The following is a 22,917-nucleotide window of genomic DNA, read 5'->3' as shown; positions in this document are numbered from 1 at the left end:
TCAGACGTAGGTGGGGTGTGCCGGGTGGCGTGTGCTGGGTGGGGTGTGCCGGGTGGCGTGTGGCGCGCGGGGTGTGACGCGTGCGCGTTCCTAGACCGGCTGCGCGAGCATCGCCACTCGCTTCCCTGCGACCCTCGTCAGAATCACCGTCGCCGAACCGTCGCCCCGCAACTTGAGCTGCTTGCGCAACACCTCGGGCACCACGTCTACGCCGCGCTTCTTGACCTCCACGGTTCCAACGCCCCGCGCCCGGAGCGCGCTTGCCACCTTCTTCACATCCAGCGGCAACACCTCCTCCACGCGGAAGCACCGCGCGAACGGAGATTCCACCGCCTCATCCGCCGTGAGGTATGCGATCGTCTGATCCAGCAGGCCCGCGCCCAACTCATCCGCGAGCGCACCCACGAGCCCCGCCCGGATCACCGCGCCATCCGGCTCGGCGACGAACTCACCAAGCGGCCGCACCTCGCCGCGATGCAGATCGCCCGCCAACTCATGGGCAACGCCGTGGCGGATCACCAAGGCGGAATGCCCAACGCGCCGCGCCAGCGGCCCGCACCACACTCCCACCTCCACCACGTCGCCATCCACAGAGACCCACTCGCATTCGGCATCAGATGGAAGTGCCTCATGCGGAACTCCTGGCCCCAACTTGAGGCCCAAGGCCGGGAACTGATCGCGCAGTCCCAGCACCGAGTCCAGCGGCGGCAGGTAGTCACTAGGGGAGTGCCGACGCCCGGCGCCGGAGCGCCGTGCCGGGTCCGCGAAGATGCCGTCCACCTCCACGTCTCGCACTACGGAGAGCGATTCCGCATGCACCACCACCGCATCAGGCCAGTGCCGCAGATTGTGATCGGCGAGCACGGCCGTCGCCTCGTCCTTCTCGAACGCCACCACGCCAAGACCGAGTGCCGCCATGGCCATCGCATCCGCCCCAAGCCCGCACGTCAGATCCGCGACACGCTCAATACCAGCCTCTTTGTAGCGTCGGGCATGCAAGGCGGCAACGGTGAGGCGTGTTGCCTGCTCAAGCCCCTCCTGACTGAACGCCATGCCAGCGGCGAACTCGCCAAACTTGGCCGTCGCCGCGGAACGCAATCGCGCCTGGGTGAGCGCCGCGGCCACCAGTTCTGCGCGAGCACCCTCCGCACGCAAACGCTGCCCGACGGCCAACGCACCTTTCGCGTCATACTCGCCGATGGCGTCGGCGAGGGCGCGACACTCGGCGCTCATGGCGAGGCGGGCGGCGATGGCGTCCATGGGACCATCGTTTCACGGGGGGCGAACACGGGCCCTGCAGCCGCGCGCAAGGCGACGGTGCGTTAGCACTCTCGGGGTGAGAGTGCTAGATTGGACGTGCTCCGCAAGGAGCGTTCGCCCCGGAAATGACCCCCGCGACGGCATGGCCGGGCGCCCCAAGTTCTTGTACGCACCAAGTGGAAGGTGAGGTCCGCAGTGTCGGTCTCAATCAAGCCTCTTGAGGACAAGGTTGTGGTGAAGGCTGCTCAGGCAGAGACCACCACGGCTTCTGGCCTCGTGATCCCGGACACCGCCAAGGAGAAGCCCCAGGAGGGCGAGGTCGTGGCAGTGGGCCCGGGTCGCATCGACGACAACGGCAACCGCGTCCCGCTGGACGTTCAGGTTGGCGACAAGGTGATCTACAGCAAGTACGGCGGCACCGAGGTCAAGTACGCCGGTGAGGACTACCTGATCCTCTCCGCTCGCGACCTGCTCGCCGTGGTGAGCTAAGCACCATACACAAGCATTGAGGCCCCGGTCATCGCGACCGGGGCCTCTCTGCGTGTGCGGGCGTTGTCCTAGTCCTCGCGGCGCCTGCGGGCGGTGCCGATGAGCGCGAACCCACCCATCGCGAGCGCGGCGGCGATCGCGATCAGGCGAGCGGAGTCCGAGCCGGTGAAGGACAGGGTGCCGGTTGGGGTGTGACCCTTGGTGGGCGTGACGGGCGCCTCAGGGCTGTAGACGTAGACCACCTCGGTGCCAGGGAGCATCGAGCCGTTCGCATTCGCCGGCGTCGCCACGAGCTTGTAGCCCTTGATCTTCGCGGCGGTGGTCACGTAGTTCTCGTTCATCTCGCCGGTGCGGAACGTGCTCGGCGCGAGGGGCTTGCCCTTCGTGTCGACGAAGCACACCGTCAGGTCCGCGTACTGGTGAGCCGGGGTCACCTTGGCGTAGACGTAGGTGACGGTCGTGGTGCCCTCCGCGAGAGTGCCGCTGGCGTTTGCCGGCACGACCTTGAGGACGTAGCCGTCGACGGTCTTGGGGGCCGTCGTGTACGCGTCGCCGACGTTCTGGTCGCTGTCGGTGTAGCCGGCCGCGACCTCCACGCCCCGCTCGTCGACGTAGCGAACAACCAGCACGGGGTGCACCGGCGCCGGAACGACCTTCTTGTACACGTAGGTGACCTCGGTGGTGCCCTCGACGTACTCGCCGGCGGCGTTCGCCGGAACGGCGGTGAGGATGTAGCCGTCAACGGTCTTGGGGGCCGTCGAGTACGCGTCGCCGACGTTGCCGGAGTCGGTGTACCCGTCGGCGATGTCGTTGCCGTTCTCGTCGATGTAGCGGACGGTGAGGTCGCCGGTCACGGGGACAGGGATCACCTTGGCGTAGACGTAGGTGACAGTCGTGGTGCCCTCGGCGAAGCTGCCGGAAGCGTTGGCGGGGGTCTCCTTGAGCACGTAGCCGTCGACGGTCTTCGCCGTGGTCGAGTAGGCGTCGCCCACCGCGCCCGAATCGCTGTCGCCGTCGGCAACCGGGTTGCCGTCCTCGTCCACGTAGCGGACAACGAGGTCACCGGTGACCACCGGGTTCTCGGGCTCGATGAAGCGAACCGTCGCGGTACCAGGGGCGTCGATGCCCCGTCGGGCCTCGATGTTGGCCGCGCCATTCGAGTACTCGCCGGCCGCGCTCACGGTGACATCCACAGAGATGGTGAATGACTTCTCGCCCTTGTCGAGCTGACCGCCCGTGACGACGATCTCGTTCGAGCCAGCCGTCGCGTTCACCTTCGCGGTGCCGCCAACCTCGACATTGGGCTTGTCCGCGACAACCATGCCGGCCGGCAGCGCGTCGGTGAACGACCAGCCGTCCTTCTCCGCGAGCTCGCTGGTGTTGGTGACCGTGAGAGTGAGGCGAACGGACTCGCCAACCTCGGCCTTGGAGACGCTGAACTTCTTGTCCAGCTGCGGGGTGACGTCGATCACCGCGATGTCGTCGAACGCGCCGTCGTCGCCCATGTGGGCAGACGTGCCGTTGCGCAGCACAAAGCCGAAGGACTCGCCGTCGTAGAGGAACGAGTTGTCAGACGCGAACACGCCCGCCTTGACTGTCGTGGCCGCCCGGACGCCGGCCTTGGACACGGCGACGCTCGACGCGCGCGAGTCCGTGCACGGGTTGATGGGCGTGGTGGACAGCGAGGTCTCCTTGCCGCCCTGCACGAGGTACAGCTTGTACTGCGGGTCTTCGCGCGTGGGGTTGCTCGCGTTCTTGCAGTTCGTGGCGGCGGCGGACATCGAGAAGGCGAGGAAGCGCCCCTTCGCGTCCTTGACCTTGAGCGACTCGCTCTTGGTCTGGAGCATCACTCGGTTGCCGCTCACGGCGGCGCCAGTGCTCTGCGTGTAGGCCGAGATGACCTCGTTGTTCTTCGCGTCCGCGGAGCCGTTGACCTTTCCGATGCCCTCGGCGAGCTGGCGGAGCGTCGCGAACGCAACGTCCTCGGTGCCGTTGTTGGCGCCGGTGCCGTCCTTCGCCTTGGCGGTGTTGTTCCAGCTGAGCACCATGCCGTTGGCCATCACGTTGCTGAGCCAATAGGAGTCGGCCGTGTACTGGCCGTCGTCGTAGTCGTTGAGCATGGTGCGATCGCCACTGTGCGGTGCCTTTTCGAAGTCTTCGTGGAAGACGACGGTTGGGTCGCCCGGGTTCCCGGGGTGTCCGGGCTCTGCACTCGCGGCGGCAAGCCCGACGCTGGTGAGGGTTGCGGTCGCCACTACCACTGCGAGCGGGCGGGTGATTCGGGTGAACATGGTCTTTCCTTTGAGAGGTGCGACGCCAATCGCCGCGCTTACTTCTAATGTATTTCAGCGGCCACACCCACAAACAGAGACCAATGTCCTAGATTGGGATCCACACTCAGCGATTGGATGGCGACATGCCAATACCCACAGAGCCCAACGTCATCCGCGACGCTCCGGCGCGGCACGAGGTTCGCGCGCGGCTTGAGCGGCTCTTGGTCTCGGGGGAACTCGTTCCGGGTGCTCGCCTGTCAGATTCGGACCTCTTGCGCCTTACCGACTCATCGCGCGGCCCGCTGCGGGAGGCACTCAACGAACTGGCGCTCGTTGGACTTGTCGAGGTGACGCCGCGCCGGTCGACCCGCGTGGCGCCCGTTGACGCGGTCGCCGATCGCAATTGCTTGGAGATCGAGGGCGCCGTGATGCGCCAAGTCATCGTCGAGGTCGTGGGGACGCTAGGGGACGACGATCGTGCCGCCATCCAGGCGGCTTCGCGTGCGCTCTTCGCCAGCGCCGGGGCGTATCGGCACGGTGTCCGGGCTCGCGATCACCGAAAGCTGCTTGAGGTCTTCGTCGCGCGCGTGGGCAACCGCGAGTACCAGCGGCTGTTGACCTTCGTGACGCCGCTCGTCGATCGGCACGCTGCCCTCCACGTGGACGCGGTGAGCAGAGAATTGCGCGCGCGATTCGCAGCCGCGATCGACGCGACGCTTGGCGACGACGCGGAAGCCGCCGGGCACGCGTGGGACGAGTTCTCCCGTGGCCTGCTCGCGGACATCGCCTACGGTGGTTCGCCGGCAGCGGCCCCGGCGCGCCACCCGGTTACCTTGCGCGACAAGGCGGCAGCGATGATCGAGCGCGAGGTGTTGGCGGGAACGCTGGTCCCTGGCGAGCCGCTCAGAGAGGCCGATCTCATGAGGTGGCTCGGAATCTCGCGCACACCCGTTCGCGAAGCCCTCACGCAACTCGCGCTCACGGGGCTCGTGGACCTGACACACCAAAGGACGGCGCACGTCGCGCAGATGGATTCGGCGAGTGCGAGCGACGTCCGCCGCGCCCTCGCCGTGCTGCGCGTCCTCGAGGCACGCCTCGCCATCGATCGCGAGCCCGCCGCGGTGGCTACCGCCATGTCGAAGGCTTCGGCTCAGTGGGAGCGTGCGACGACGGCGGAGGGAGTCGTTGCGGCCGCCGTCCGGCTCGTAGCCCCTTTGCACGAGTTGTGTGGAAACGAGATCTTGGTACATCTCGCCGGCACTCTCGCGGCGCGCATCGCGTGGACGGCCCGTCACCGGCCGGATGCGCTCGCGATTCCATCCCGTGCGGGGCTCGAGCGTGTGCGACGCGCGCTCATCGAGGCGGACGCGCAAGGAGCCGAGCGCGGAATCCGCGAGGTCTACCTTGGCGAGACCGGGTGAGATCGAGGTGAAGCCGCCCCGGCGTCGGGCCTAACTCGCCCTCTTGAGGCGACCGGCGAGCAGCGCGTGGCGCTCGTCTTCGCTTAAGCCCCCCCACACGCCAAACGGCTCGCGGGCATCGATGGAGCGTTCGCGGCAGAGGTCCATGACGGGGCAGCGGGCGCAGAACTTCTTCGCGGCTTCCGCTCGTCGACGTCTTGCAGACCCTCTTTCACCTTCTGGGTGGAAGAACAGTTCCGGGTCCGCTTCTCTGCAGGATCCCTCGTACTGCCACTCCCACTGGTCCTGAGTTGGTGCTGGCAACTTGGCCACCGAGTCCATCAAGTCCCCTATTGGTTTAGGGCAACCGGTGGCGCCTTTGCCTCCGGTCACAGGGTTCTGTAACAACGCGCAGCGGGCCCTTGTGCTTCGGTTGATCCTCAACGTCGGGGACCGCCTATAGCCATTCTTACCGCGTCCTCGAGCGCTTGGGAAGAGGCAATTTCCGGCGCCATTTCGGGACTGGACGGGACTGTAGAATCGTGCAATGATGCCCGCCCCGAACGACCCTTTCGGCTACACCGGACTCACCTACGACGACGTTCTGCTCCTTCCTGGAGAGAGCGATGTCATCCCCTCAGAGGTTGACACGACCACTCGCCTCACGCGCGAACTGAGCATCCACGTCCCCCTTCTTTCCGCCGCGATGGACACCGTCACGGAGTCCCGCTTGGCGATCGCACTTGCCCGCCTCGGCGGCATCGGCGTGCTGCATCGCAATCTCTCCATTCAGGACCAGGCGCACCAGGTGGAGATCGTCAAGCGCTCCGAATCAGGCATGATTACGGACCCCGTCACCGTGGGTCCGGACGCCACCCTTGCCGAGCTTGACGCGCTGTGTGCCAAGTACCGCGTGTCCGGCCTGCCAGTTGTTGACGACGACCGCCGCCTGCTCGGCATCATCACCAACCGTGACCTGCGCTTCGTCAACGCCTCCGACTTCGCGTCTCGCCGCGTCAGTGACCACATGACGCCCATGCCGCTCGTGACGGGCCATGCGGGCATCGCCAACGCCGACGCCGCGGAACTGCTGGCCAAGCACCGTGTGGAGAAGCTGCCCCTCGTGGACGGCGACGGCCGCCTCACGGGCCTCATCACCGTGAAGGACTTCGTGAAGACGGAGAAGTACCCACTCGCCTCGAAGGATGGCGAGGGGCGGCTCTTGGTGGCCGCGGCTGTCGGCTTCTATGGCGACGCTTGGGAGCGCGCAACTGCCCTGGTAGAGGCCGAGGTGGACGTGCTTGTGGTGGATACCGCGCACGGACACGCTCGCGCGATGATCGACATGATTCGCCGACTCAAGGCCGATCCCGCTACCTCTCACGTGCAGGTGATTGGCGGCAACGTCGCCACTCGCGATGGCGCGGCCGCCCTGGTTGAGGCGGGCGTTGACGCGGTCAAGGTTGGCGTTGGCCCCGGCTCCATCTGCACCACCCGCGTGGTCGCGGGCGTTGGCGTTCCCCAAGTGACGGCGGTGTACGAGGCCGCGGTCGCCGCGTCGCCGCACGGCGTGCCTGTGATCGCCGACGGCGGGCTCCAGTATTCGGGTGACATCGCCAAGGCGCTGGTCGCCGGGGCATCCTCCGTGATGCTTGGCTCGCTGTTCGCGGGCGTCGAGGAGACGCCGGGTGACCTCGTGCTGGTCAACGGCAAGCAGTTCAAGAGCTACCGCGGCATGGGCTCGCTTGGCGCGATGGCCTCGCGCGGTCGTACCTCCTACTCCAAGGACCGCTACTTCCAAGCCGATGCACCCAGCGACGACGACCTCATTCCCGAGGGCATCGAGGGCCGTGTCCCCTACAAGGGGCCTCTCTCTTCCGTGGTGCGTCAGCTCGTTGGTGGCCTTGGGCAGTCGATGTTCTATGTGGGCGCTCGCACCATCCCTGAACTGCAGGCCAAGGGTCAGTTTGTGCGAATCACGCCGGCAGGGCTCAAGGAATCGCATCCGCACGACGTGCAGATCACGGTAGAGGCGCCCAACTACTCGGGACGCAACTAGAGCGAGCGCCTGTCGATCGCTAGCAGGCGCGCCAGCACCACGCGAATCTCGCGCATCGCAACCGGGTCAACCTCGCCCATGCGGTGCACGAGGCGAGACTTCCCGATTGAGCGCAGCCCCTCTGTCTGAACGTAACTCACGGCATCGAGGCCCGACGCTGGGGTGGGCTCGAGCTCGACGTGCAGGCTGTTTTCTTGTGCCCGAGTAGTCAGCGGCGCCACAAAGACGAGCGGGAAGCGTTCGCCGAATCCCGTGGGCGGCCCGATGATCACGGCAGGGCGTGTGTAGGCAGGCTCGCTCGGGTGTGGGTCACCAAAATCTACGAGCCAGATCTCACTCGGGGAGATCATGGCCCGCTGGGAGGTCGACCTCTTTGAGGTACGCCGCCCACTCCTCGGGGTCGGCGGCGAGGGCCTCGTATTCGCGGGAGACTCTCTCGGCGAAGCGCGCGTTGATGAGCGCCTCAAGAGCGTCTTCGAGCACTGACCCCAATGGCTTGCCCGTGGCCTCGCTGAGTTCCATCAGCCGTTGGTGCGTGACCCGAGACACGCGAATCGTGGTGGTGTCGGTCATGTCCCCACCGTACGCGCGTGTAGACGAATCGTCTACACGTTACGGATACAGGCCGCGCAGGCGGTGTGCCTCCGTCACGCGCTGCACGGCGAGGATCGTCGCAGCCTCGCGATACGTCAGCGAGCGATCCCCGGCGAAAGCAACCACGTCACGCCACGCCTTCGTCATCCGCTCCTTGAGCCGCGAGTTCACCTCTTGCTCGCTCCATTGGAACGCCATGTTCGCCTGCACCCACTCGAAGTACGAGACGACGACACCGCCCGCGTTCGCGAGGATGTCGGGAACCATGAGCACACCGCGATCCGTGAGAATCTGGTCGGCCTCTTTGGTGGTGGGGCCGTTGGCGCCCTCCACGACGATGCGCGCTTGCACGGCGCCAGCGTTCGCTCCGGTCAGCACGCCCTCGAGAGCGGCCGGGACCAACACGTCAACATCGAGAGTCAGCAGCTCCGCGGGGTCGATCGGCTCGCTGCCCTCGAAGCCCACGACCGTGCCCGTGGCGTCCACGTGCTTGGCGAGCGCGAAGATGTCGAGACCCTCTTTGTTGAACACCGCACCGTCGATATCTGACACCGCGCGCACGGCTACCCCAGCGTCGTCGAGGAAGCGCGCTGCGTCGCGTCCCACCTTGCCAAAGCCCTGCACTGCCGCGCTTGCGTGGCTCGCCTTGAACCCCTGCGCCTCCATCGCGAGCAGAGCAATGTGCGCCACGCCGCGCGAGGTCGCGGCCGCACGGCCAAGTGAGCCGCCGAGCGCGATGGGCTTGCCCGTCACCACGCCCGGAACCGTGTGCCCCATGGCCGCCGAGTAGGTGTCCATGATCCACGCCATGGTCTGCTCGTTGGTGCCCATGTCGGGCGCGGGGATGTCCACCTCGGGCCCGATGATCGGCAGAATCTCGCTCGTATAGCGCCTGGTAACCCGCTCAAGTTCAAGCGTGGTGTGCGCGCGCGGATCGATCGCGACGCCGCCTTTGGCCCCGCCATAGGGAACGTCAAGCAGGGCGCACTTCCACGTCATCCACATCGCGAGGGCGCGCACCTCGTCGAGGTCCACGTTGGGCGCAAACCGCAGGCCGCCCTTCGCCGGGCCGCGGCTGAAATTGTGCTGCACGCGGTAGCCGGAGTACACGGCGGTTGAGCCGTCCTCCCGCCGCAGGGGTACGGCTACCTGCATTTCGCGCCGGGGAGTGGCGAGCATTTGGTGGGTGCCGTCGTCATAACCCAGGTGCCCGACGGCGGCGGCAAGTTGGGCGTGTGCGTCACCGAGGGGGCCCTCAGCGACGGCTTGGGACCACGTCATTGTGACCTCTTTCGTCACTCCTCAATCTACTACCGCTGATTCCCCTAAGGAGTAACCAGGGCGAACGCGCGAACCGGGAAGGTTCCGAAGCCTTCAACGGCGGGCGGGGCGGCGGTGAATTCCGCTCCCTGGGCCGGCACGTCGCCCAAGCGCGTGAGGTGCTCAACCACATGGATGCCGGCGGCCAGCAGTCCGCTGTGCGCGGGGCGTTCTCCGCCGGACTCGGTGTCGTCGATGTTGAGCGAGTCGATGCCAACGAGGGCGGCGCCTGAGTCGATCAGCGCGTGTACAGCGTCCGCGGCGAGGAACGGCGCTCCGGTCGCGTAGGCAGGACTCCCAAAGTGCCGGTCCCACCCCGTGTGGATCAGCACCGCGGCGCCGCGTACGTCGCGATCTGCGAATGCCAGCGCGCCGATGCCGCGACGTTCAGGACCCCAGGCATCGCTCAGATGGAATACCTCCGCCCGCAGTCCTACCAGCGTGGAGAGAGCAAGGCCCGCGAGGTCCGCGCCGTCGACGTAGCGGTGCCACGGCGAGTCGAGGTAGGTGCCCGTATTGCCGATCAAGGTGATGACGTCCATCGCGAACTCGGTGCCCGGTGCGTAGCGGTCACTGGATGCTTCGCGCGTGAGGAATGGCTCAATGATGGGCACAGGGAGGCCTGGATAGGTCACCAGCCCCGCACGGATGGGATGAGACAGATCGACGACCGTGCGACCTGCCGGTCGCGCCGCCTCGACTCCCCGGCTGCCCTTGTGCGCTTCCTCAACGATCGTGAAGTGGGAGAAATCCACGCTTCCCACGACTGCAAGCCCCAGGTGTCGCACAAGCAGCGCGGCGACCTCCTCTCGCGACACGTCCCGCCGTGGCACGTCCAGCCGGAACCCCTCGCCGTCCAGATGCCCTCCATTGGCGAACGAGATGTGGAAGTCGAGATGCGCGCGATACATGCTCACGCGATCACCGCCGCGGGCGCAACCGGCCACACGGGGCTTGGCAAGTCATCCACGGTGCCCTTGGAGCGCAGCCACGCGGAGAACTCGGTGGCCCACACGCGATGCGCCTCCACTTGCTGATCGTGCAGGTCCGCAAGCGGAACGGTCCCGAGTGCCGGGTAGCGCCCGGCAATGGCGCGCACCAGATCAAGCGTTGCGAGCACGTCCGCATCCGCCGCGTGCAGGTCATCGGCCACAACCGGCACACCATAGGTGCCGCACATGTCGATCAGCTTGCGCTTGCCGCGCCGCCACCGGTCAAGGTGCCGGTCAAGCACCAGCGGATCCACCACGGGCCGGATGCCGGAAGGCAGCCGCTGAGACAGCGTGGGCAGCCCGTTGCGCGCAAGCTCAGCCTCGAGAATCGACAGGTCGTACTGCACGTTGAAGCCCACCACGGGCACCCCGGAACCCAACGCGGAGGCGAGGAGGTCTGCGATCTCAGCCAGAGCGTCGGCCGGGCTTTGGCCGTGCTCCCTGGCGTGCGCCGTACTGATTCCGTGCACCTCGGTGGCGCGCTCAGGAATGGGAATACCAGGGTCGATGAGCCAGGTGCGCTGTGTTGGATCACCAGATCCAGTGCGCGTGATGAGCGCCGCGGTGACGATGCGGTCGTGTGCGGTTGATACGCCCGTGGTCTCGGTGTCGAATCCCACCATCGGTTCGTCTAGCCAGGTCATGCGCCAACTCTCCCACGGCCAACTGACACCGCGTTGACTCCCAAGGGTGCTTGTGACCAATGTGACGTATGTGCCCGACGGCGGGGCCAGGTTTCGTCACATGCGTCACTTCCGCACCTGGCACCCTTGGGTATCCAAGACGGCGCGCCGGTAGGCTGGGTAGGTGAGCAACGAGATCGAGATTGGCCGCGGCAAGCGCGGCCGCCGCGCCTATTCCTTCGACGACGTGGCGATCGTGCCGAGCCGCCGCACGCGCGACCCCCAGAACGTATCCCTGCGCTGGCAGATCGACGCGTTCGAGTTCTCGATCCCCGTCATCGCCGCCCCCATGGACTCGGTGATGTCACCGGCCACGGCCATTTCGCTCGGCCAACACGGCGGCCTTGGCGTCCTCGACCTCGAGGGCCTGTGGACGCGCTACGAGGACCCCACCGCGCAGCTCGAGGAGATCGCCGCGCTCACCGGCGAAGACGCGACGCGCCGCATGCAGCAGATCTACGCGGAGCCCATCAAGGAAGAGCTGATCACGGCTCGCCTCAAGGAAATCCGCGCGGCGGGCGTCACGGTCGCGGGAGCCCTCAGCCCCCAGCGCACCCAGGAGTTCTACGGCACGGTGCTTAAGGCCGGCGTTGACCTCTTTGTCATCCGCGGCACCACCGTGAGCGCGGAGCACGTCTCCGCGAACGATGAGCCGCTCAACCTCAAGAAGTTCATCTACGAGCTCGACGTGCCAGTCATCGTCGGCGGCGCGTCCACCTACCAGGCGTCGCTGCACCTCATGCGCACGGGCGCCGCAGGTGTGCTCGTTGGCTTTGGCGGTGGCGCGGCTCAGACCACGCGCACGTCGCTCGGCATTCACGCCCCCATGGCCACCGCGGTGGCCGACGCTGCTGCCGCGCGCCGTGACTACCTTGACGAGTCAGGGGGTCGGTACGTGCACGTCATCGCTGACGGTGGCCTTGGCCGCTCGGGCGATATGGTCAAGGCGATCGCGTGCGGCGCGGACGCGATCATGGTGGGCGCCGCGCTTGCGCGCGCGGAGGAAGCTCCGGGCGCCGGTTACCACTGGGGCTCCGAAGCTCACCACCCAGAGCTCCCGCGCGGCGAGCGCGTACACGTGGGAACGGTGGGCACGCTCGAGGAGATCCTCAGCGGCCCCGCGACCACCGCAGACGGCACCACCAACCTCATGGGGGCCCTGCGCCGATCCATGGCCACCACGGGCTACAGCGACCTCAAGGAGTTCCAGCGTGTGGACATCGTGGTCAGCCCGTACCAGCCGCACTAAGTGGTTGGCGGCCGCTCAATTGCGGTGATGGTGCCCGAGTACATCCCCATGCGGCACCCGTACGAGTAGGTACCTGGCTTCTTGATCGTCAGCCGCGTGGTCACCGCACCATCGATCGCGTTGAAGTCCGCCACCCCCAGTTCGCGCGCCGTGATGAGGCTCGCGCACGAGATGACCTGCGGATCAACGACCCATTCAACGGTCTCGCCCACGTAGACCACGGTGCTCGCGGGCGAGTACCCGCCCGCAACAATCTCCACGGTTGCGCGTTGGGTGCCCGCTATATCGGTCACATTTGACGTGCGTGCGGTGGCGCTGATCTGCTCGGCCGCCAGCCCCGGAAACAGGGTATGCAGAGCGCCCGACGCTGTGGTCACCGAAAAAGCAAGCACCAGTACCCCTATGGCTCGCAGGGCCGGGGCGGCTTTTGGCGTGCGGGCGGCCGACGACGCGGTCGCGGCCGCCAGTAGCCCTGGGGTGGTGCCGAGTGCGAAGGCGCCCATGATGAGGGCGCCGCGCGTGGGGGAGCCGGTGGTGAGGGCCATCACTTGCACGGCTTGCGTGAATCCGCAGGGAAGGAAGAACGTGGCCGCGCCAAGCACAGCGGGACGTGCCAAGCCGGCTGCTGCGCCCGAGCCAGCCATGCCGTCGGGCCGCTGTGTGCGACGAGCCCACCCGCCCCACGACGCGGGGAGCGAGAACTGTGCGGCCGCGAGGCGAGGGGAGAGCCCGGTGAGCCGGAGGCCAAGGAGGCCCATGACAACCGCAACCGCGATCATCGCCACCGACAGCGCGGTGCCGCTTGGCGCCACCGCCTGGCCCAGTCCGCCCACGAGGGCTCCGAGCGCAGCGAAACCAAGGATGCGGCCCGCGTTGAACGCGAGGTGAGGACGTAGGCGCGCGGTTGGGGGCGCGGACGCCGCGATCGACATCACGAGGCCGCCAACGAGGGCCATGCACGTGGAGACGCTCGCGGTGACGCCGAGCATGACGATGAAGACGAGCGAGCCCGAGGTGGCGAGGCGCGTGACGTTCTGCAGGGCATCGCCCGCGCCCGTTGCCGCGAAGGCCACCGCGGCAAGGGTTACGACGACGACCGCGATCGCAACGTCACGCCACACGGGCCGATCCTTGGTGAGCCAGGCTCTGTGCCCCAGGGCGTATGGGGTGTTGGCGAGAGCGCGGGTGAGGTCGCCATCCGTCGGTAGTGCGTCGCCGGTCATCACGAGAGTGCCCGTCCTCGCATGCGCCATTGCCGACGTGGCCCCGCACGCGAGCGCGGCGTCCGCCACCGTCTGCTCGCATGCGGCGCACGTCATGCCGACGATGTTGATGGTGCGCTCCATACCTACTAAGGGTATGGATTACCTCCTGCTGGAAGGTTGGGACGTTGGTCCGCTACGGTCGGCTCATGCCCTTCGTCACCATTGAGGTTCGCCGCCACTGGAGCGATCACGAGGAGACCGCGATCATCGAGGCGGTTCACGCGTCGCTCATACACGCTTTCGGCATTCCGGACGATGACAAGAACATTCGGCTTTTTGAGCATGCGCCAGGGCGGTTCGCTGTGGGCCACACGTTGGCGCGGCCCGAGTTCCGCACGCTTGTCTCTATCGACTGCTACTCGGGGCGCACGGAGGAGATGAAGCAGGCGCTCTACTCTCAGATTCTGGAGCGCTTCGAGGTCATCGGCATCCCGCGCGAAGGTGTGTCGATCGTGTTGCGCGAGGAGCCGCCGGTGAACTGGGGGAGCGGGCGGGACTAGCCCAGCGCCTCGCTGAGCTCGAGCCACCGCTCCTCAAGGTCAGTGTTCTCGGCCTCGAACGCCTGCAAGTCCCTCGCGAGTGCCGCGATCCCCGCGTAGTCGCTCTGGTCGTGGTCCGCCATCTTCGCGTGGAGCTTCTCGATCTCGGCGGCCACGCGCGACATGCGCCGCTCCACCGCCTGCAGCTCCTTCTGCGCGGCGCGCTGCGCCTGCGCGTCCACCTTGGGTGCGGCGGCAACCGACGCCTGCCCAAACGTGCCAACCCCACCGGAACCACGGCGTCGGGCACGCGAAAGCTGCACGTATTCATCCACGCCGCCGGGCAAGTGACGTAGCCCGCCGTCGATGACGGCGAACTGCTCGTCGGTGACGCGCTCCATGAGGTAGCGGTCGTGGCTGACCACCACGAGCGTGCCGGGCCATGCGTCCAGCAGGTCCTCGAGCGCGGCGAGCATGTCCGTGTCGAGGTCGTTGGTTGGCTCGTCGAGGACAAGCACGTTGGGCTCACTGAGTAGGACTACTAGTAGTTGGAGTCGTCGCCTCTGGCCGCCGCTCAGCCGCCCGACGGGGGTCTTGAGTTGGGAGCTTGAGAAGCCTAGGCGCTCGAGCAGTTGGCCAGGCGTGAGCTCGGAGCCGTCGGCAAGCGTGACGCTCGAGAACCGCTTGACGAGGGCCGATACCCGCTCTTCCTTGTGCTCCTCGAGTTCCGCGAGCTGCTGCGAGAGGGCTGCAACCTTGACGGTGAGCCCCCGCTTGACACGGCCGCTGGTTGGCTCGAGTTCGCCCGTGATGAGCTTGAGCAACGTGGACTTGCCTGCGCCATTCTCGCCGAGCAGTCCCACGCGCTGGCCGGGACCGAGGTTCCAGTCGATCTCCTTCAGCACCTGCTTGTCGCCGTAACTGACGGACGCGCGAATGAGCTCCACGACGTCTCGTCCAAGGCGCGCGGTTGCCATGCGCTGGAGCTTGATGGGGTCCCGGAGCGGCGGCACGTCCGCGATCAGTGCGTTGGCCGCGTCGATGCGGAACTTGGGCTTGGAGGTTCTCGCGGGGGCGCCGCGGCGCAGCCACGCGAGCTCCTTGCGCATGAGGTTCTGGCGGCGCTGCTCCGTGACGTTGGCGATGCGCTCGCGCTCCACGCGTTGGAGCACGTAGGCGGCGTATCCGCCCTCGTATTGGTCCACCTCGCCGTCGTGGACCTCCCAGGTTGCTGTGGTGACCTCGTCGAGGAACCAGCGGTCGTGGGTGACGACCGCGAGCGCGGACTTGCTCGCGGGCCAGCGTTGCTTGAGGTGCTCGGCGAGCCAGGTCACGCCCTCAACGTCGAGGTGGTTGGTGGGCTCGTCGAGGATGAGGACGTCGTGCTCGCCCACGAGCACGTGTGCCAAGGCAACCCTGCGCTGCTGGCCGCCGGAGAGCGACCCAACCACAGCGTCGGGCGGGAGGTCAGGTACCAAGCCGGACATGACGTCGCGGATGCGCGGGTCAGACGCCCACTCGTGGGTGTCCTTGTCGCCAACGATTGCCTCGAGCACGGTGAGGTCGGTGTCCACGTGGTCGCTTTGGTCGAGGACACCCACGCGGGTGCCGCGTGCGGAGGTGACGCGGCCGTCGTGCGGCGTGAAACGGCCCGCGAGGATCTTGAGAAGAGTCGATTTACCAGCGCCGTTGGCGCCGACGATGCCCAAACGGTCACCGTCCTGGAGGCCGAGGGTCACCGAGCCGAGGACCGTGCCCATGCCGAAGTCGACGTGAACGGACTCGACGCCAAGGAGGTGTGCCACCCGTAAAGGGTAGTCGGGCGTCGCACGCGCCCCCGCCCCTACGCGCTGTGAGTGGATTCGCGCGGAAACTTCCGCCGAATCCGCGCGAATCCACTCACACGATGCTCACGGGCGGCGGCGGAAGAGCAGCACTCCGTCGCGCAGCACCCCCGGCTCGCCGTCGGGGCTCACGGCCTCGCGCTCGCGCACTCCCACCTCAACCACATCCCACAGCTGCGGATCCAGCGCCAACGCAGCGGCATCCTCCTCAGGCGACCTGAGCAGCGCGTGGTGCTCATGCGCGAGCGCGCTCCACCAGGGCGCCTCGGCGTGGGTGACCGTCAGGAAGTGGCCGCCGGGGGCTACCCAACCAGCCGCCGCTCGCAGAATCTCGATGCGCGGAAACTCCACCTCGGAATGCAAGAACGAGGAGCACACCAGGTCAAATGCGGCATCCGGAGTCCACGCGGAAAGGTCCGCGGCCACAAACGTCGCTCCGGCGACCCCAGCGTCAGCCGCCGCCTCGCGCCCACGCGAGACGGCCGTCGGCGAGATGTCCACGCCGGTGGCCACCCAGCCAGCGGAAGCGAGCCACAGCACGTCCGCACCCTCGCCGCACGCCAAGTCGAGCGCCGTGCCAGGGGTGAGGGACGAGGCGACCGACACCAGCGTCGGGTTGACCTTGCCGGACCACGCGCGAGTGCGCTCGCGGTACCTCGTCTCCCAGTGCTCGGCCAGTTCGTCGCTCATGCGGCAAGGCTACGGGCACTCCCCGCGCACCCGGCGCGTTAGCCATACGTGACCACCTCCGTGAATGCCGACGACGACGTCGACAGGCTCCTGACCATCTACCAGTTCGGCGTGGAAGAGGTGCTCACGAAGATCACCATCCTGCGCCGCGAGTTTGAGCAGATTCACGACTACAGCCCCATCGAGCACGTGCGCTCGCGGCTCAAGTCCAAGGAGTCGCTGCGCGCCAAGATGGACCGTCTTGGGTGCGAGGACACGGTGCCGGCGATCAGGGCCACGATTCGCGACATCGCAGGTATTCGCGTCACGTGCTCGTTCGTGGCGGACGTCTACTGGATCGCGCAGATGCTTGAGCGTCAGCCGGACCTTGAGGTGCTGCAGGTCAAGGACTACATCGCGTCGCCAAAGCCAAATGGCTACCGCTCGCTGCACGTGATCGTGCAAGTGCCCGTCTTCCTCTCCGACACCACGGAGACCGTTCCCGTCGAACTGCAGATCCGCACCATTGCGCAGGATTTCTGGGCCTCCACCGAGCACAAGCTCAACTACAAGTACGGCCGCGAGCTCTCGCCGCAGGTGATCAGCGAGCTCGACGACGCCGCTCGCCTCGCCGCGGACCTTGACGAGCGCATGGGCCGATTGCGCGAGGAGATTCGCCCCCACGAGTTGGGTCACTGACCACAGCGCGCCGCTAGTCTCGCCTCATGCGCTGTGACGTGGTGAGGTTTGTGGCCTTCGAAGACCTTGGCACGTGGGAAGCGGAGATCGCCGCCCATGGATACGAGGTGCGATACCTCGAGGCCGGCGTTGACGACCCCGCCCCGCTGGCCGACGCTGATCTCGGCATTGTGCTCGGCGCACCTATCGATGCGGATGACGAGGCGCGCTACCCGTGGCTTGCCACGGTCAAGGAGGCGCTCGCGGCGCGCCTGGCCGCGGACCTGCCCACCCTGGGGATTTGCCTCGGCGCGCAGCTCATATCGCTGGTGCTGGGTGGCGAGCTTACGCGCGGCAATAGGGAGGTGGGCTGGGCGCCGCTGACTTTGCTGCCCGACGCTGCACAGACTCCCGTACGGCACCTCGCCGGGGTGCCGGTGCTGCATTGGCATCAAGACGTCGCCTCTGTGCCGGACGGAGCGACCTTGCTCGCAAACTCGTCTCTCAATCCCAATCAGGCGTTTGCGCATGGCAACTCGCTCGCTCTGCAGTTCCACCCGGAGGCCGATCCGGAAATGCACGAACGCTGGCTCATTGGGCACGCGGGGGATCTGGCGCGCTGGGGCTTTGACCTGGCGGATTTGCGCGCCCAGCGGGTGGAACATGGCGATACTTCAGTCATGGCGGGAATCGCGATGATCAGGGAGTACCTCAGGAGCCTGTGATGACACACGCGCTGCGAGTTCTGGGTGCTGCGGCGGGCCTTGTGCTGCTCGCGGGGTGCACAGACACGGCGTCGCCGGATCCGTCGCCCACCGGCGTGCCGACATCGCCTGGAGCCTCCCTGCCGCCCGCGGACTCCCCGAGCACCGCGCCGTCGGTAGCCGCTGAGCCCCTCGAGGTGTCGTGTGGCTCGGATTTCGTGCTCTCTGTCTCTGCGCCAACGGTGGTGGCGAGTTCCGCTGGTGTGTTGCTGCTGGTCTCGAGCGAGGCGCCCGCAGGGGCGTACCTCAATTACGGCGTTGGCGGAGACGAGCTTCCCGCGGAGCCAGCGCAGTGGGCGATCGATGCGTCGCCAGGTGAGCTGGTGTTGAACTGCTCCTCGTCCGAGGTGGAGGGGGAGACGGTCACCGTGCAGGTGGAGGATCCGAACGGCTACTGGTCCACGAGCACCATGGCCGATGCAGGATGTGAGATGGGCGCGATTCCCGGGTGGGCGATTGGGGGCGCGAGTGGCGAGACGGCGGAAGAGGCGGTTGCCGCGCTAGCGGCCGTGTTCAACGAGACCGGATCGGACCCAGAGCTCACCCGGTGGGCCCGCGGCTCGATGGGGTACCCCAACGCCGCCGTCCAGAACTGGATCCTTGGCACCGACGCGGAGACGAAGATCGCCGCCGACGTGTTCGCCACCGAGGAAGGGTTCCAGGCCCAGCCGGACTACTTCTGCGTCTCCGTGCCGTGGCCTGAAGACTAACCCCGGGACGAACTAACTTGACACGTCAACAAACGCGCCCTAACCTTAGTTGAACCGTCAACTACTCAAAGGACATCATGGACGTCGTTTTCCTCGTGGCACGCATTCTGTTCGTGCTCATCTTCGCTGCCAGCGCCATCGGCCACATCGCCAAGGCTGACGACATGGCTGGCTACGCCAAGTTCAAGGGCGCTCCCGGCGGCAAGTTCGGCGTCATCTTCTCTGGGATCACGCTCGGCGCAGGCGCCCTCATGGTGCTGCTCGGCATCTTCGGAGACATCGGCGCGCTGCTCATCGCGGCCACGCTGATCCCCATCACGTTCTTCATGCACGCGTACTGGAAGGAGAGCGACGCTCAGGCGAAGCAGGGCGACCAGATCATGTTCAACAAGAACGTGGCGCTCATCGGCGGCGCGCTGGCCTTCTTCTTGCTCTTCGCGATGACCGCGGCCAACCTCGGCCTCACCATCACGGGCCCAGCCATCAGCCTGAGCTAAAGCCTCACGCAAAGCGCCCCGTACCAGCGGTCTTGCTGGTGCGGGGCGCTTTCGCGTGCGCGACTTCTCACAACGCCGCTAGCGCAACCGTGCGGGAGATTTCACCGAACTGTTTCGGTAGCGATCTTGGGCCGAAACCGCACGCGCATAGCGTCGGAACAGCCAACATGAGCTGGCTTCACCCAAGAGGAGTCCCCCCACCATGACCTACGTCAAGCCCCCGGAACTCGCCACCACCCTCATCGAGGTGGGCGAGTCAAAGGTCCACATGTCCACGCGCGACACCCTCATCCGCGCCTTCATGGGTGGCGCGATGCTCACCCTCGCCGCCGCGTTCGCCGTCAAGATGACGGTGGACACCGGCCTGCCGATCGTTGGCGCGCTGCTGTTCCCCATTGGCTTCGCCCTGCTGTACCTGCTGGGATACGACCTCCTCACGGGATTATTCGTACTCGCACCCCTGGCGTGGATCGCTAAGCGCCCTGGCGTGACGGGCCGCGCGGTGCTGCGCAACTGGGGACTTGTCTTCGTTGGCAACTTCGTAGGCGCGCTCACCGTGGCCGTGCTCGTCACGATCTTCATCACCTACGGCTTCTCCACCTCGGTCGACGACGCCGCCAACCAGTTCGCCGCGTACGGGCAGAAGCTCATGGCGATCGGCCACGACCGCACGCTTGGCTACATGTCGCACGGCGCGGGCGGCTGGCTCGCTGTCTTCGTGCGCGGGATGCTATGCAACTGGATGGTCTCCACCGCCGTGGTGGGGGCGTTCATCGCCAAGGACGTCGTGGGCAAGATCCTCGTCATGTGGTTGCCCATCATGCTGTTCTTCGCCATGGGCTTCGAGCACTCGGTGGTCAACATGTTCCTGTTCCCCGTTGGCATCATGCTTGGCGCCGACTTCACCTGGGCGGACTACTTCGCGTGGAATGAGTTGCCCACCGTGCTCGGCAACCTGGTTGGCGGGCTCACGTTCACAGCCGCGGCCATTTACTTCACGCACTACCGCACCGCGCCAAAGCGTCACTCACTGCCCGACGCTGCGGTTGCCACCGCGAGCGACGCACCTTCCGCGTCGGTTCCGGCCTCGGTGTAGCTCCTCCCCTACACCGACGCGCACGGGCGCCCTGACGAGAACTCGCCAGGGCGCCCGTGCGCCTTACTCGTTATCTCCACCTGTTGCCGCGACGGCGGAAACCTCGGCGCCGTCCTCGCCCCGAGCGTCGGGCCATACCCAGGCGTCCACCTCTGGGATGTCCGCACCGTGAACGCGCGCGTAGCGGCGGGCCTCCAACCGAGCGTCGAACATCTTCTGGCGCAGCGATGCGGCACGCGAGCCGAGCGAGGGCACGCGATCGATCACGTCGATCACCAGGTGATACCTGTCGATGTCGTTGAGCATCGCCATGTCGAACGGCGTGGTGGTGGTGCCCTCTTCCTTGTAGCCGCGCACGTGCAGGTTGTCGTGGCCGTTGCGACGGTAGGTGAGCCGGTGGATGAGCCACGGGTAGCCGTGGTAGTTGAAGATGATGGGCTTGTCCGTGGTGAAGAGCTGATCGAACTCGCGGTCCGACATCCCGTGCGGGTGCTCCTTCTCCGGCTGCAGGCGCATCAGGTCAACCACGTTCACCATGCGGATCTTGAGGTCGGGAAGCTCGGTGCGCAGGATGTCGATCGCGGCGAGAACCTCCAAGGTGGGGACGTCTCCGGCCGCGGCCATGACCACATCCGGCTCCTCGCCGAGCGGCACGTTGGAGGCGAACTCCCAAATGCCAAGGCCGCGGGTGCAGTGCGAGATCGCCTCGTCCATCGTGAGCCACGAGGCTTGCGGCTGCTTGCCCGCCACCACCACGTTGACGTAGTCGCGGCTGCGCAGGCAGTGGTCCCACGTGCTCAGCAGGGTGTTGGCGTCAGCGGGAAGGTAGACGCGCACCACCTCTGCCTTCTTGTTGATCACGTGGTCGATGAACCCGGGATCTTGGTGGCTGAAGCCGTTGTGGTCTTGCCTCCACACGTGGCTGGAGAGCAGGTAGTTGAGCGAGCCGATGGGCCTGCGCCATGGAAGCTCGCGCGAGACTTTGAGCCACTTGGCGTGCTGGTTGAACATCGAATCGACGATGTGGATGAAGGCCTCGTAGGACGTGAACATGCCGTGGCGGCCCGTGAGGAGGTAGCCCTCAAGCCAGCCTTGGCACTGGTGCTCGGAGAGCATCTCCACGACGCGGCCGGACTTCGCAAGGTGATCGTCGGTGTCGTAGATCTCGCCCATCCACACCCGGTTGGTGACGTCGAGGGTGGCCGCGAAGCGGTTGGAGGCGAGCTCATCCGGCGCAAAGATGCGGAAGTTCTCTGGGTTGTCCACCACCACGTCACGGAGCCAGTCGCCAAGCACCCGCGTGGCCTCCACGGGGCTCGAGCCCGGGGTTGGCACGTCCACCGCGTAGTTGCGGAAGTCCGGCAAGCGAAGGTCTCGCAGCAACATCCCACCGTTGGCATGCGGAGTGGCGCTCATGCGCAGATCACCATCCGGCGCCAGCGATGTGTACTCGGCAAGCGGCGCTCCCGCATCGTCGAAGAGCTCGTCGGGGCGGTAGGACTGCAACCAGTCCTCGAGCACCGCGAGGTGCTCCGGGGTGTCGCGTGCGGAGGCGAGCGGCACTTGGTGCGCGCGCCACGATCCTTCGGTCTGCTTGCCGTCGATCTCCTTGGGGCAGGTCCAGCCCTTGGGTGTGCGCAACACGATCATCGGCCACATAGGGCGATCCATTTCAGGATCCTGCGCGGCCTGTGCCTTGATGGCGCTGATGTCGTCGAGCACCGTGTCCAGCAGCTCGCCAAAGCGGCGGTGGATGGACTCGTGGCTTTCATCGTCGAACCCGGCGGTGAAGACGTGCGGCGCGTGGCCGTACCCCTTCATGAGGTTGACCAACTCTTCCTCGCTGATGCGGGAAAGCACCGTGGGGTTGGCGATCTTGTAGCCGTTGAGGTGCAGGATCGGCAGCACCACGCCGTCGGTTGCGGGGTTGATGAACTTGTTCGAGTGCCAACTGGTGGCGAGCGGGCCCGTCTCCGCCTCGCCGTCGCCGACGATCGCGGCCACGAGCAGGTCAGGGTTGTCGAAGGCCGCGCCATACGCGTGGCTCAAGGCGTAGCCGAGCTCGCCGCCCTCGTGAATGGACCCCGGGGTCTCTGGGGCCACGTGAGACGGAATGCCACCGGGGAACGAGAACTGCTTGAAGAGGCGCTTGATGCCAGCCTCATCGTTGGAGATATCGGGATACGTGGCCGTGTACGTGCCATCGAGGAAGCTACTCGCCACCAGGCCAGGGCCACCGTGCCCGGGTCCGATGATGTACATGGTGGGCTGCTGCCTGTCCGCGATGACGCGGTTCAGGTGGGCATAGAGGAAGTTGAGGCCCGACGTTGTGCCCCAGTGACCAACGAGGCGCGGCTTCACATGGTCGCGGGTAAGCGGCTCCCGCAAGAGGGGGTTGTCGAGCAAGTAGATCTGCCCCACGCTGAGGTAGTTCGAGGCTCTCCACCACTTGTCGATCTTCGAGATCTCGTCGTCAGATAAGCCGTCTGGATTGGGGCTCCAAGGCGTGCCAGTCATGGTGTCCTCCTGGTGTTGGTGTGTCCCCTCCCACCCTATGAGGAAAGCACCGCGGGAGGCGGGCCGAACGTCGCAGGTA

22 protein-coding genes are annotated in these 22,917 nt (G+C 66.5%); 10 read left to right on the top strand and 12 right to left on the bottom strand.

The window, feature by feature from the left end:
• Window positions 1-90: 90 nt before the first annotated feature.
• Window positions 91-1,260: a THUMP-like domain-containing protein gene (locus QM618_RS11545; protein ID WP_428099218.1), complete on the bottom strand. Its 1,170-nt coding sequence runs from the start codon at window positions 1,258-1,260 to the stop codon at window positions 91-93.
• A 195-nt stretch (window positions 1,261-1,455) separates the two neighbouring features.
• Between QM618_RS11545 and groES the strand changes: the two genes are divergently transcribed.
• Window positions 1,456-1,749 carry a co-chaperone GroES gene (gene groES, locus QM618_RS11540; protein WP_428099214.1) on the top strand — a complete coding sequence of 98 codons (294 nt, stop codon included), beginning with the start codon at window positions 1,456-1,458 and terminating at the stop codon, window positions 1,747-1,749.
• A gap of 68 nt (window positions 1,750-1,817) precedes the next feature.
• On the opposite strand, the gene QM618_RS11535 is transcribed toward groES, so the two are convergent.
• Window positions 1,818-4,040 (bottom strand): MucBP domain-containing protein, encoded by a 2,223-nt coding sequence (locus QM618_RS11535; protein WP_428099211.1) that lies wholly within the window; start codon window positions 4,038-4,040, stop codon window positions 1,818-1,820.
• A 125-nt stretch (window positions 4,041-4,165) separates the two neighbouring features.
• Here QM618_RS11535 and QM618_RS11530 point away from each other — a divergent pair, with 125 nt between their 5' ends.
• Window positions 4,166-5,443 carry a GntR family transcriptional regulator gene (locus tag QM618_RS11530; protein WP_428099208.1) on the top strand — a complete coding sequence of 426 codons (1,278 nt, stop codon included), beginning with the start codon at window positions 4,166-4,168 and terminating at the stop codon, window positions 5,441-5,443.
• A 30-nt stretch (window positions 5,444-5,473) separates the two neighbouring features.
• Here the strand turns inward: QM618_RS11530 and QM618_RS11525 are convergent, their stop codons facing one another.
• Window positions 5,474-5,764, bottom strand: a complete 291-nt coding sequence (locus QM618_RS11525) for a WhiB family transcriptional regulator (protein WP_428099204.1) — start codon at window positions 5,762-5,764, stop codon at window positions 5,474-5,476.
• Between the two features lie 205 nt (window positions 5,765-5,969).
• Between QM618_RS11525 and guaB the strand changes: the two genes are divergently transcribed.
• Window positions 5,970-7,481 (top strand): IMP dehydrogenase, encoded by a 1,512-nt coding sequence (gene guaB, locus QM618_RS11520; RefSeq protein WP_428099201.1) that lies wholly within the window; start codon window positions 5,970-5,972, stop codon window positions 7,479-7,481.
• On the opposite strand, the gene QM618_RS11515 is transcribed toward guaB, so the two are convergent.
• The 5 genes from QM618_RS11515 to QM618_RS11495 are packed head-to-tail and all read right to left on the bottom strand — an operon-like array spanning window position 7,478 to window position 11,031.
• Complete coding sequence (locus QM618_RS11515) at window positions 7,478-7,831, bottom strand: type II toxin-antitoxin system PemK/MazF family toxin (protein WP_428099198.1); 354 nt, start codon at window positions 7,829-7,831, stop codon at window positions 7,478-7,480. The genes guaB and QM618_RS11515 overlap by 4 nt on opposite strands.
• Window positions 7,815-8,054: a hypothetical protein gene (locus tag QM618_RS11510; RefSeq protein WP_428099195.1), complete on the bottom strand. Its 240-nt coding sequence runs from the start codon at window positions 8,052-8,054 to the stop codon at window positions 7,815-7,817. Before QM618_RS11510 ends, QM618_RS11515 begins: the two co-directional genes overlap by 17 nt.
• A gap of 39 nt (window positions 8,055-8,093) precedes the next feature.
• A complete protein-coding gene (locus QM618_RS11505) occupies window positions 8,094-9,356 on the bottom strand; it encodes a Glu/Leu/Phe/Val family dehydrogenase (RefSeq protein ID WP_428099192.1) in 1,263 nt (420 codons plus the stop codon).
• A gap of 44 nt (window positions 9,357-9,400) precedes the next feature.
• Window positions 9,401-10,306: a cyclase family protein gene (locus QM618_RS11500; protein WP_428099765.1), complete on the bottom strand. Its 906-nt coding sequence runs from the start codon at window positions 10,304-10,306 to the stop codon at window positions 9,401-9,403.
• Window positions 10,307-10,308: 2 nt separating this feature from the next.
• On the bottom strand, window positions 10,309-11,031 hold the full coding sequence (locus QM618_RS11495) for an exonuclease domain-containing protein (RefSeq protein WP_428099188.1): 723 nt from the start codon (window positions 11,029-11,031) through the stop codon (window positions 10,309-10,311).
• 163 nt (window positions 11,032-11,194) lie between these two features.
• Between QM618_RS11495 and QM618_RS11490 the strand changes: the two genes are divergently transcribed.
• Entirely contained in the window at window positions 11,195-12,319 is a 1,125-nt protein-coding gene (locus QM618_RS11490; RefSeq protein WP_428099185.1) for a GuaB3 family IMP dehydrogenase-related protein, read from the top strand.
• On the opposite strand, the gene QM618_RS11485 is transcribed toward QM618_RS11490, so the two are convergent.
• Entirely contained in the window at window positions 12,316-13,665 is a 1,350-nt protein-coding gene (locus QM618_RS11485) for a sulfite exporter TauE/SafE family protein (protein ID WP_428099183.1), read from the bottom strand. The genes QM618_RS11490 and QM618_RS11485 overlap by 4 nt on opposite strands.
• A gap of 65 nt (window positions 13,666-13,730) precedes the next feature.
• Between QM618_RS11485 and QM618_RS11480 the strand changes: the two genes are divergently transcribed.
• Window positions 13,731-14,084 (top strand): tautomerase family protein, encoded by a 354-nt coding sequence (locus QM618_RS11480; RefSeq protein WP_428099180.1) that lies wholly within the window; start codon window positions 13,731-13,733, stop codon window positions 14,082-14,084.
• On the opposite strand, the gene QM618_RS11475 is transcribed toward QM618_RS11480, so the two are convergent.
• Window positions 14,081-15,868, bottom strand: coding sequence for an ABC-F family ATP-binding cassette domain-containing protein (locus QM618_RS11475; RefSeq protein WP_428099175.1), 1,788 nt, complete (start codon window positions 15,866-15,868; stop codon window positions 14,081-14,083). The genes QM618_RS11480 and QM618_RS11475 overlap by 4 nt on opposite strands.
• 105 nt (window positions 15,869-15,973) lie before the next feature.
• On the bottom strand, window positions 15,974-16,597 hold the full coding sequence (locus tag QM618_RS11470) for a class I SAM-dependent methyltransferase (RefSeq protein ID WP_428099172.1): 624 nt from the start codon (window positions 16,595-16,597) through the stop codon (window positions 15,974-15,976).
• A gap of 48 nt (window positions 16,598-16,645) precedes the next feature.
• Between QM618_RS11470 and QM618_RS11465 the strand changes: the two genes are divergently transcribed.
• The 5 genes from QM618_RS11465 (at window position 16,646) to QM618_RS11445 (ending at window position 20,321) form a co-directional block, all read left to right on the top strand.
• On the top strand, window positions 16,646-17,275 hold the full coding sequence (locus tag QM618_RS11465) for a GTP pyrophosphokinase (protein ID WP_428099169.1): 630 nt from the start codon (window positions 16,646-16,648) through the stop codon (window positions 17,273-17,275).
• Between the two features lie 26 nt (window positions 17,276-17,301).
• A complete protein-coding gene (locus QM618_RS11460) occupies window positions 17,302-17,979 on the top strand; it encodes a glutamine amidotransferase-related protein (RefSeq protein ID WP_428099166.1) in 678 nt (225 codons plus the stop codon).
• Entirely contained in the window at window positions 17,979-18,728 is a 750-nt protein-coding gene (locus QM618_RS11455; RefSeq protein ID WP_428099163.1) for a hypothetical protein, read from the top strand. The genes QM618_RS11460 and QM618_RS11455 overlap by 1 nt, the downstream gene beginning before the upstream one ends.
• Before the next feature lie 77 nt (window positions 18,729-18,805).
• Window positions 18,806-19,225 (top strand): DoxX family protein, encoded by a 420-nt coding sequence (locus tag QM618_RS11450; RefSeq protein ID WP_428099160.1) that lies wholly within the window; start codon window positions 18,806-18,808, stop codon window positions 19,223-19,225.
• A gap of 202 nt (window positions 19,226-19,427) precedes the next feature.
• Window positions 19,428-20,321, top strand: coding sequence for a formate/nitrite transporter family protein (locus QM618_RS11445; RefSeq protein WP_428099157.1), 894 nt, complete (start codon window positions 19,428-19,430; stop codon window positions 20,319-20,321).
• A gap of 63 nt (window positions 20,322-20,384) precedes the next feature.
• Here QM618_RS11445 and QM618_RS11440 read toward each other — a convergent pair whose 3' ends face one another.
• Window positions 20,385-22,838 (bottom strand): phosphoketolase family protein, encoded by a 2,454-nt coding sequence (locus tag QM618_RS11440; RefSeq protein WP_428099154.1) that lies wholly within the window; start codon window positions 22,836-22,838, stop codon window positions 20,385-20,387.
• Window positions 22,839-22,917: the final 79 nt, after the last annotated feature.

Source organism: Demequina sp. (assembly GCF_049841215.1).
Classification (GTDB): Bacteria; Actinomycetota; Actinomycetes; order Actinomycetales; family Demequinaceae; genus Demequina.
This window is presented reverse-complemented; position numbering and strand designations above follow the sequence as displayed.

What these genes read in the sequence shown, in the direction of transcription:
- QM618_RS11460 (WP_428099166.1), top strand. Translation starts at nt 17,302, where the DNA reads ATGCGCTGTGACGTGGTGAGGTTTGTGGCCTTCGAAGACCTTGGCACG.
- QM618_RS11515 (WP_428099198.1), bottom strand. Translation starts at nt 7,831, where the DNA reads ATGATCTCCCCGAGTGAGATCTGGCTCGTAGATTTTGGTGACCCACAC.
- QM618_RS11450 (WP_428099160.1), top strand. Translation starts at nt 18,806, where the DNA reads ATGGACGTCGTTTTCCTCGTGGCACGCATTCTGTTCGTGCTCATCTTC.
- QM618_RS11445 (WP_428099157.1), top strand. Translation starts at nt 19,428, where the DNA reads ATGACCTACGTCAAGCCCCCGGAACTCGCCACCACCCTCATCGAGGTG.
- QM618_RS11495 (WP_428099188.1), bottom strand. Translation starts at nt 11,031, where the DNA reads ATGACCTGGCTAGACGAACCGATGGTGGGATTCGACACCGAGACCACG.
- QM618_RS11510 (WP_428099195.1), bottom strand. Translation starts at nt 8,054, where the DNA reads ATGACCGACACCACCACGATTCGCGTGTCTCGGGTCACGCACCAACGG.
- QM618_RS11535 (WP_428099211.1), bottom strand. Translation starts at nt 4,040, where the DNA reads ATGTTCACCCGAATCACCCGCCCGCTCGCAGTGGTAGTGGCGACCGCA.
- QM618_RS11500 (WP_428099765.1), bottom strand. Translation starts at nt 10,306, where the DNA reads ATGTATCGCGCGCATCTCGACTTCCACATCTCGTTCGCCAATGGAGGG.
- guaB (WP_428099201.1), top strand. Translation starts at nt 5,970, where the DNA reads ATGATGCCCGCCCCGAACGACCCTTTCGGCTACACCGGACTCACCTAC.
- QM618_RS11505 (WP_428099192.1), bottom strand. Translation starts at nt 9,356, where the DNA reads ATGACGTGGTCCCAAGCCGTCGCTGAGGGCCCCCTCGGTGACGCACAC.
- QM618_RS11480 (WP_428099180.1), top strand. Translation starts at nt 13,731, where the DNA reads ATGCCCTTCGTCACCATTGAGGTTCGCCGCCACTGGAGCGATCACGAG.
- QM618_RS11470 (WP_428099172.1), bottom strand. Translation starts at nt 16,597, where the DNA reads ATGAGCGACGAACTGGCCGAGCACTGGGAGACGAGGTACCGCGAGCGC.
- QM618_RS11545 (WP_428099218.1), bottom strand. Translation starts at nt 1,260, where the DNA reads ATGGACGCCATCGCCGCCCGCCTCGCCATGAGCGCCGAGTGTCGCGCC.
- QM618_RS11530 (WP_428099208.1), top strand. Translation starts at nt 4,166, where the DNA reads ATGCCAATACCCACAGAGCCCAACGTCATCCGCGACGCTCCGGCGCGG.
- QM618_RS11455 (WP_428099163.1), top strand. Translation starts at nt 17,979, where the DNA reads ATGACACACGCGCTGCGAGTTCTGGGTGCTGCGGCGGGCCTTGTGCTG.
- QM618_RS11440 (WP_428099154.1), bottom strand. Translation starts at nt 22,838, where the DNA reads ATGACTGGCACGCCTTGGAGCCCCAATCCAGACGGCTTATCTGACGAC.
- QM618_RS11485 (WP_428099183.1), bottom strand. Translation starts at nt 13,665, where the DNA reads ATGGAGCGCACCATCAACATCGTCGGCATGACGTGCGCCGCATGCGAG.
- QM618_RS11525 (WP_428099204.1), bottom strand. Translation starts at nt 5,764, where the DNA reads ATGGACTCGGTGGCCAAGTTGCCAGCACCAACTCAGGACCAGTGGGAG.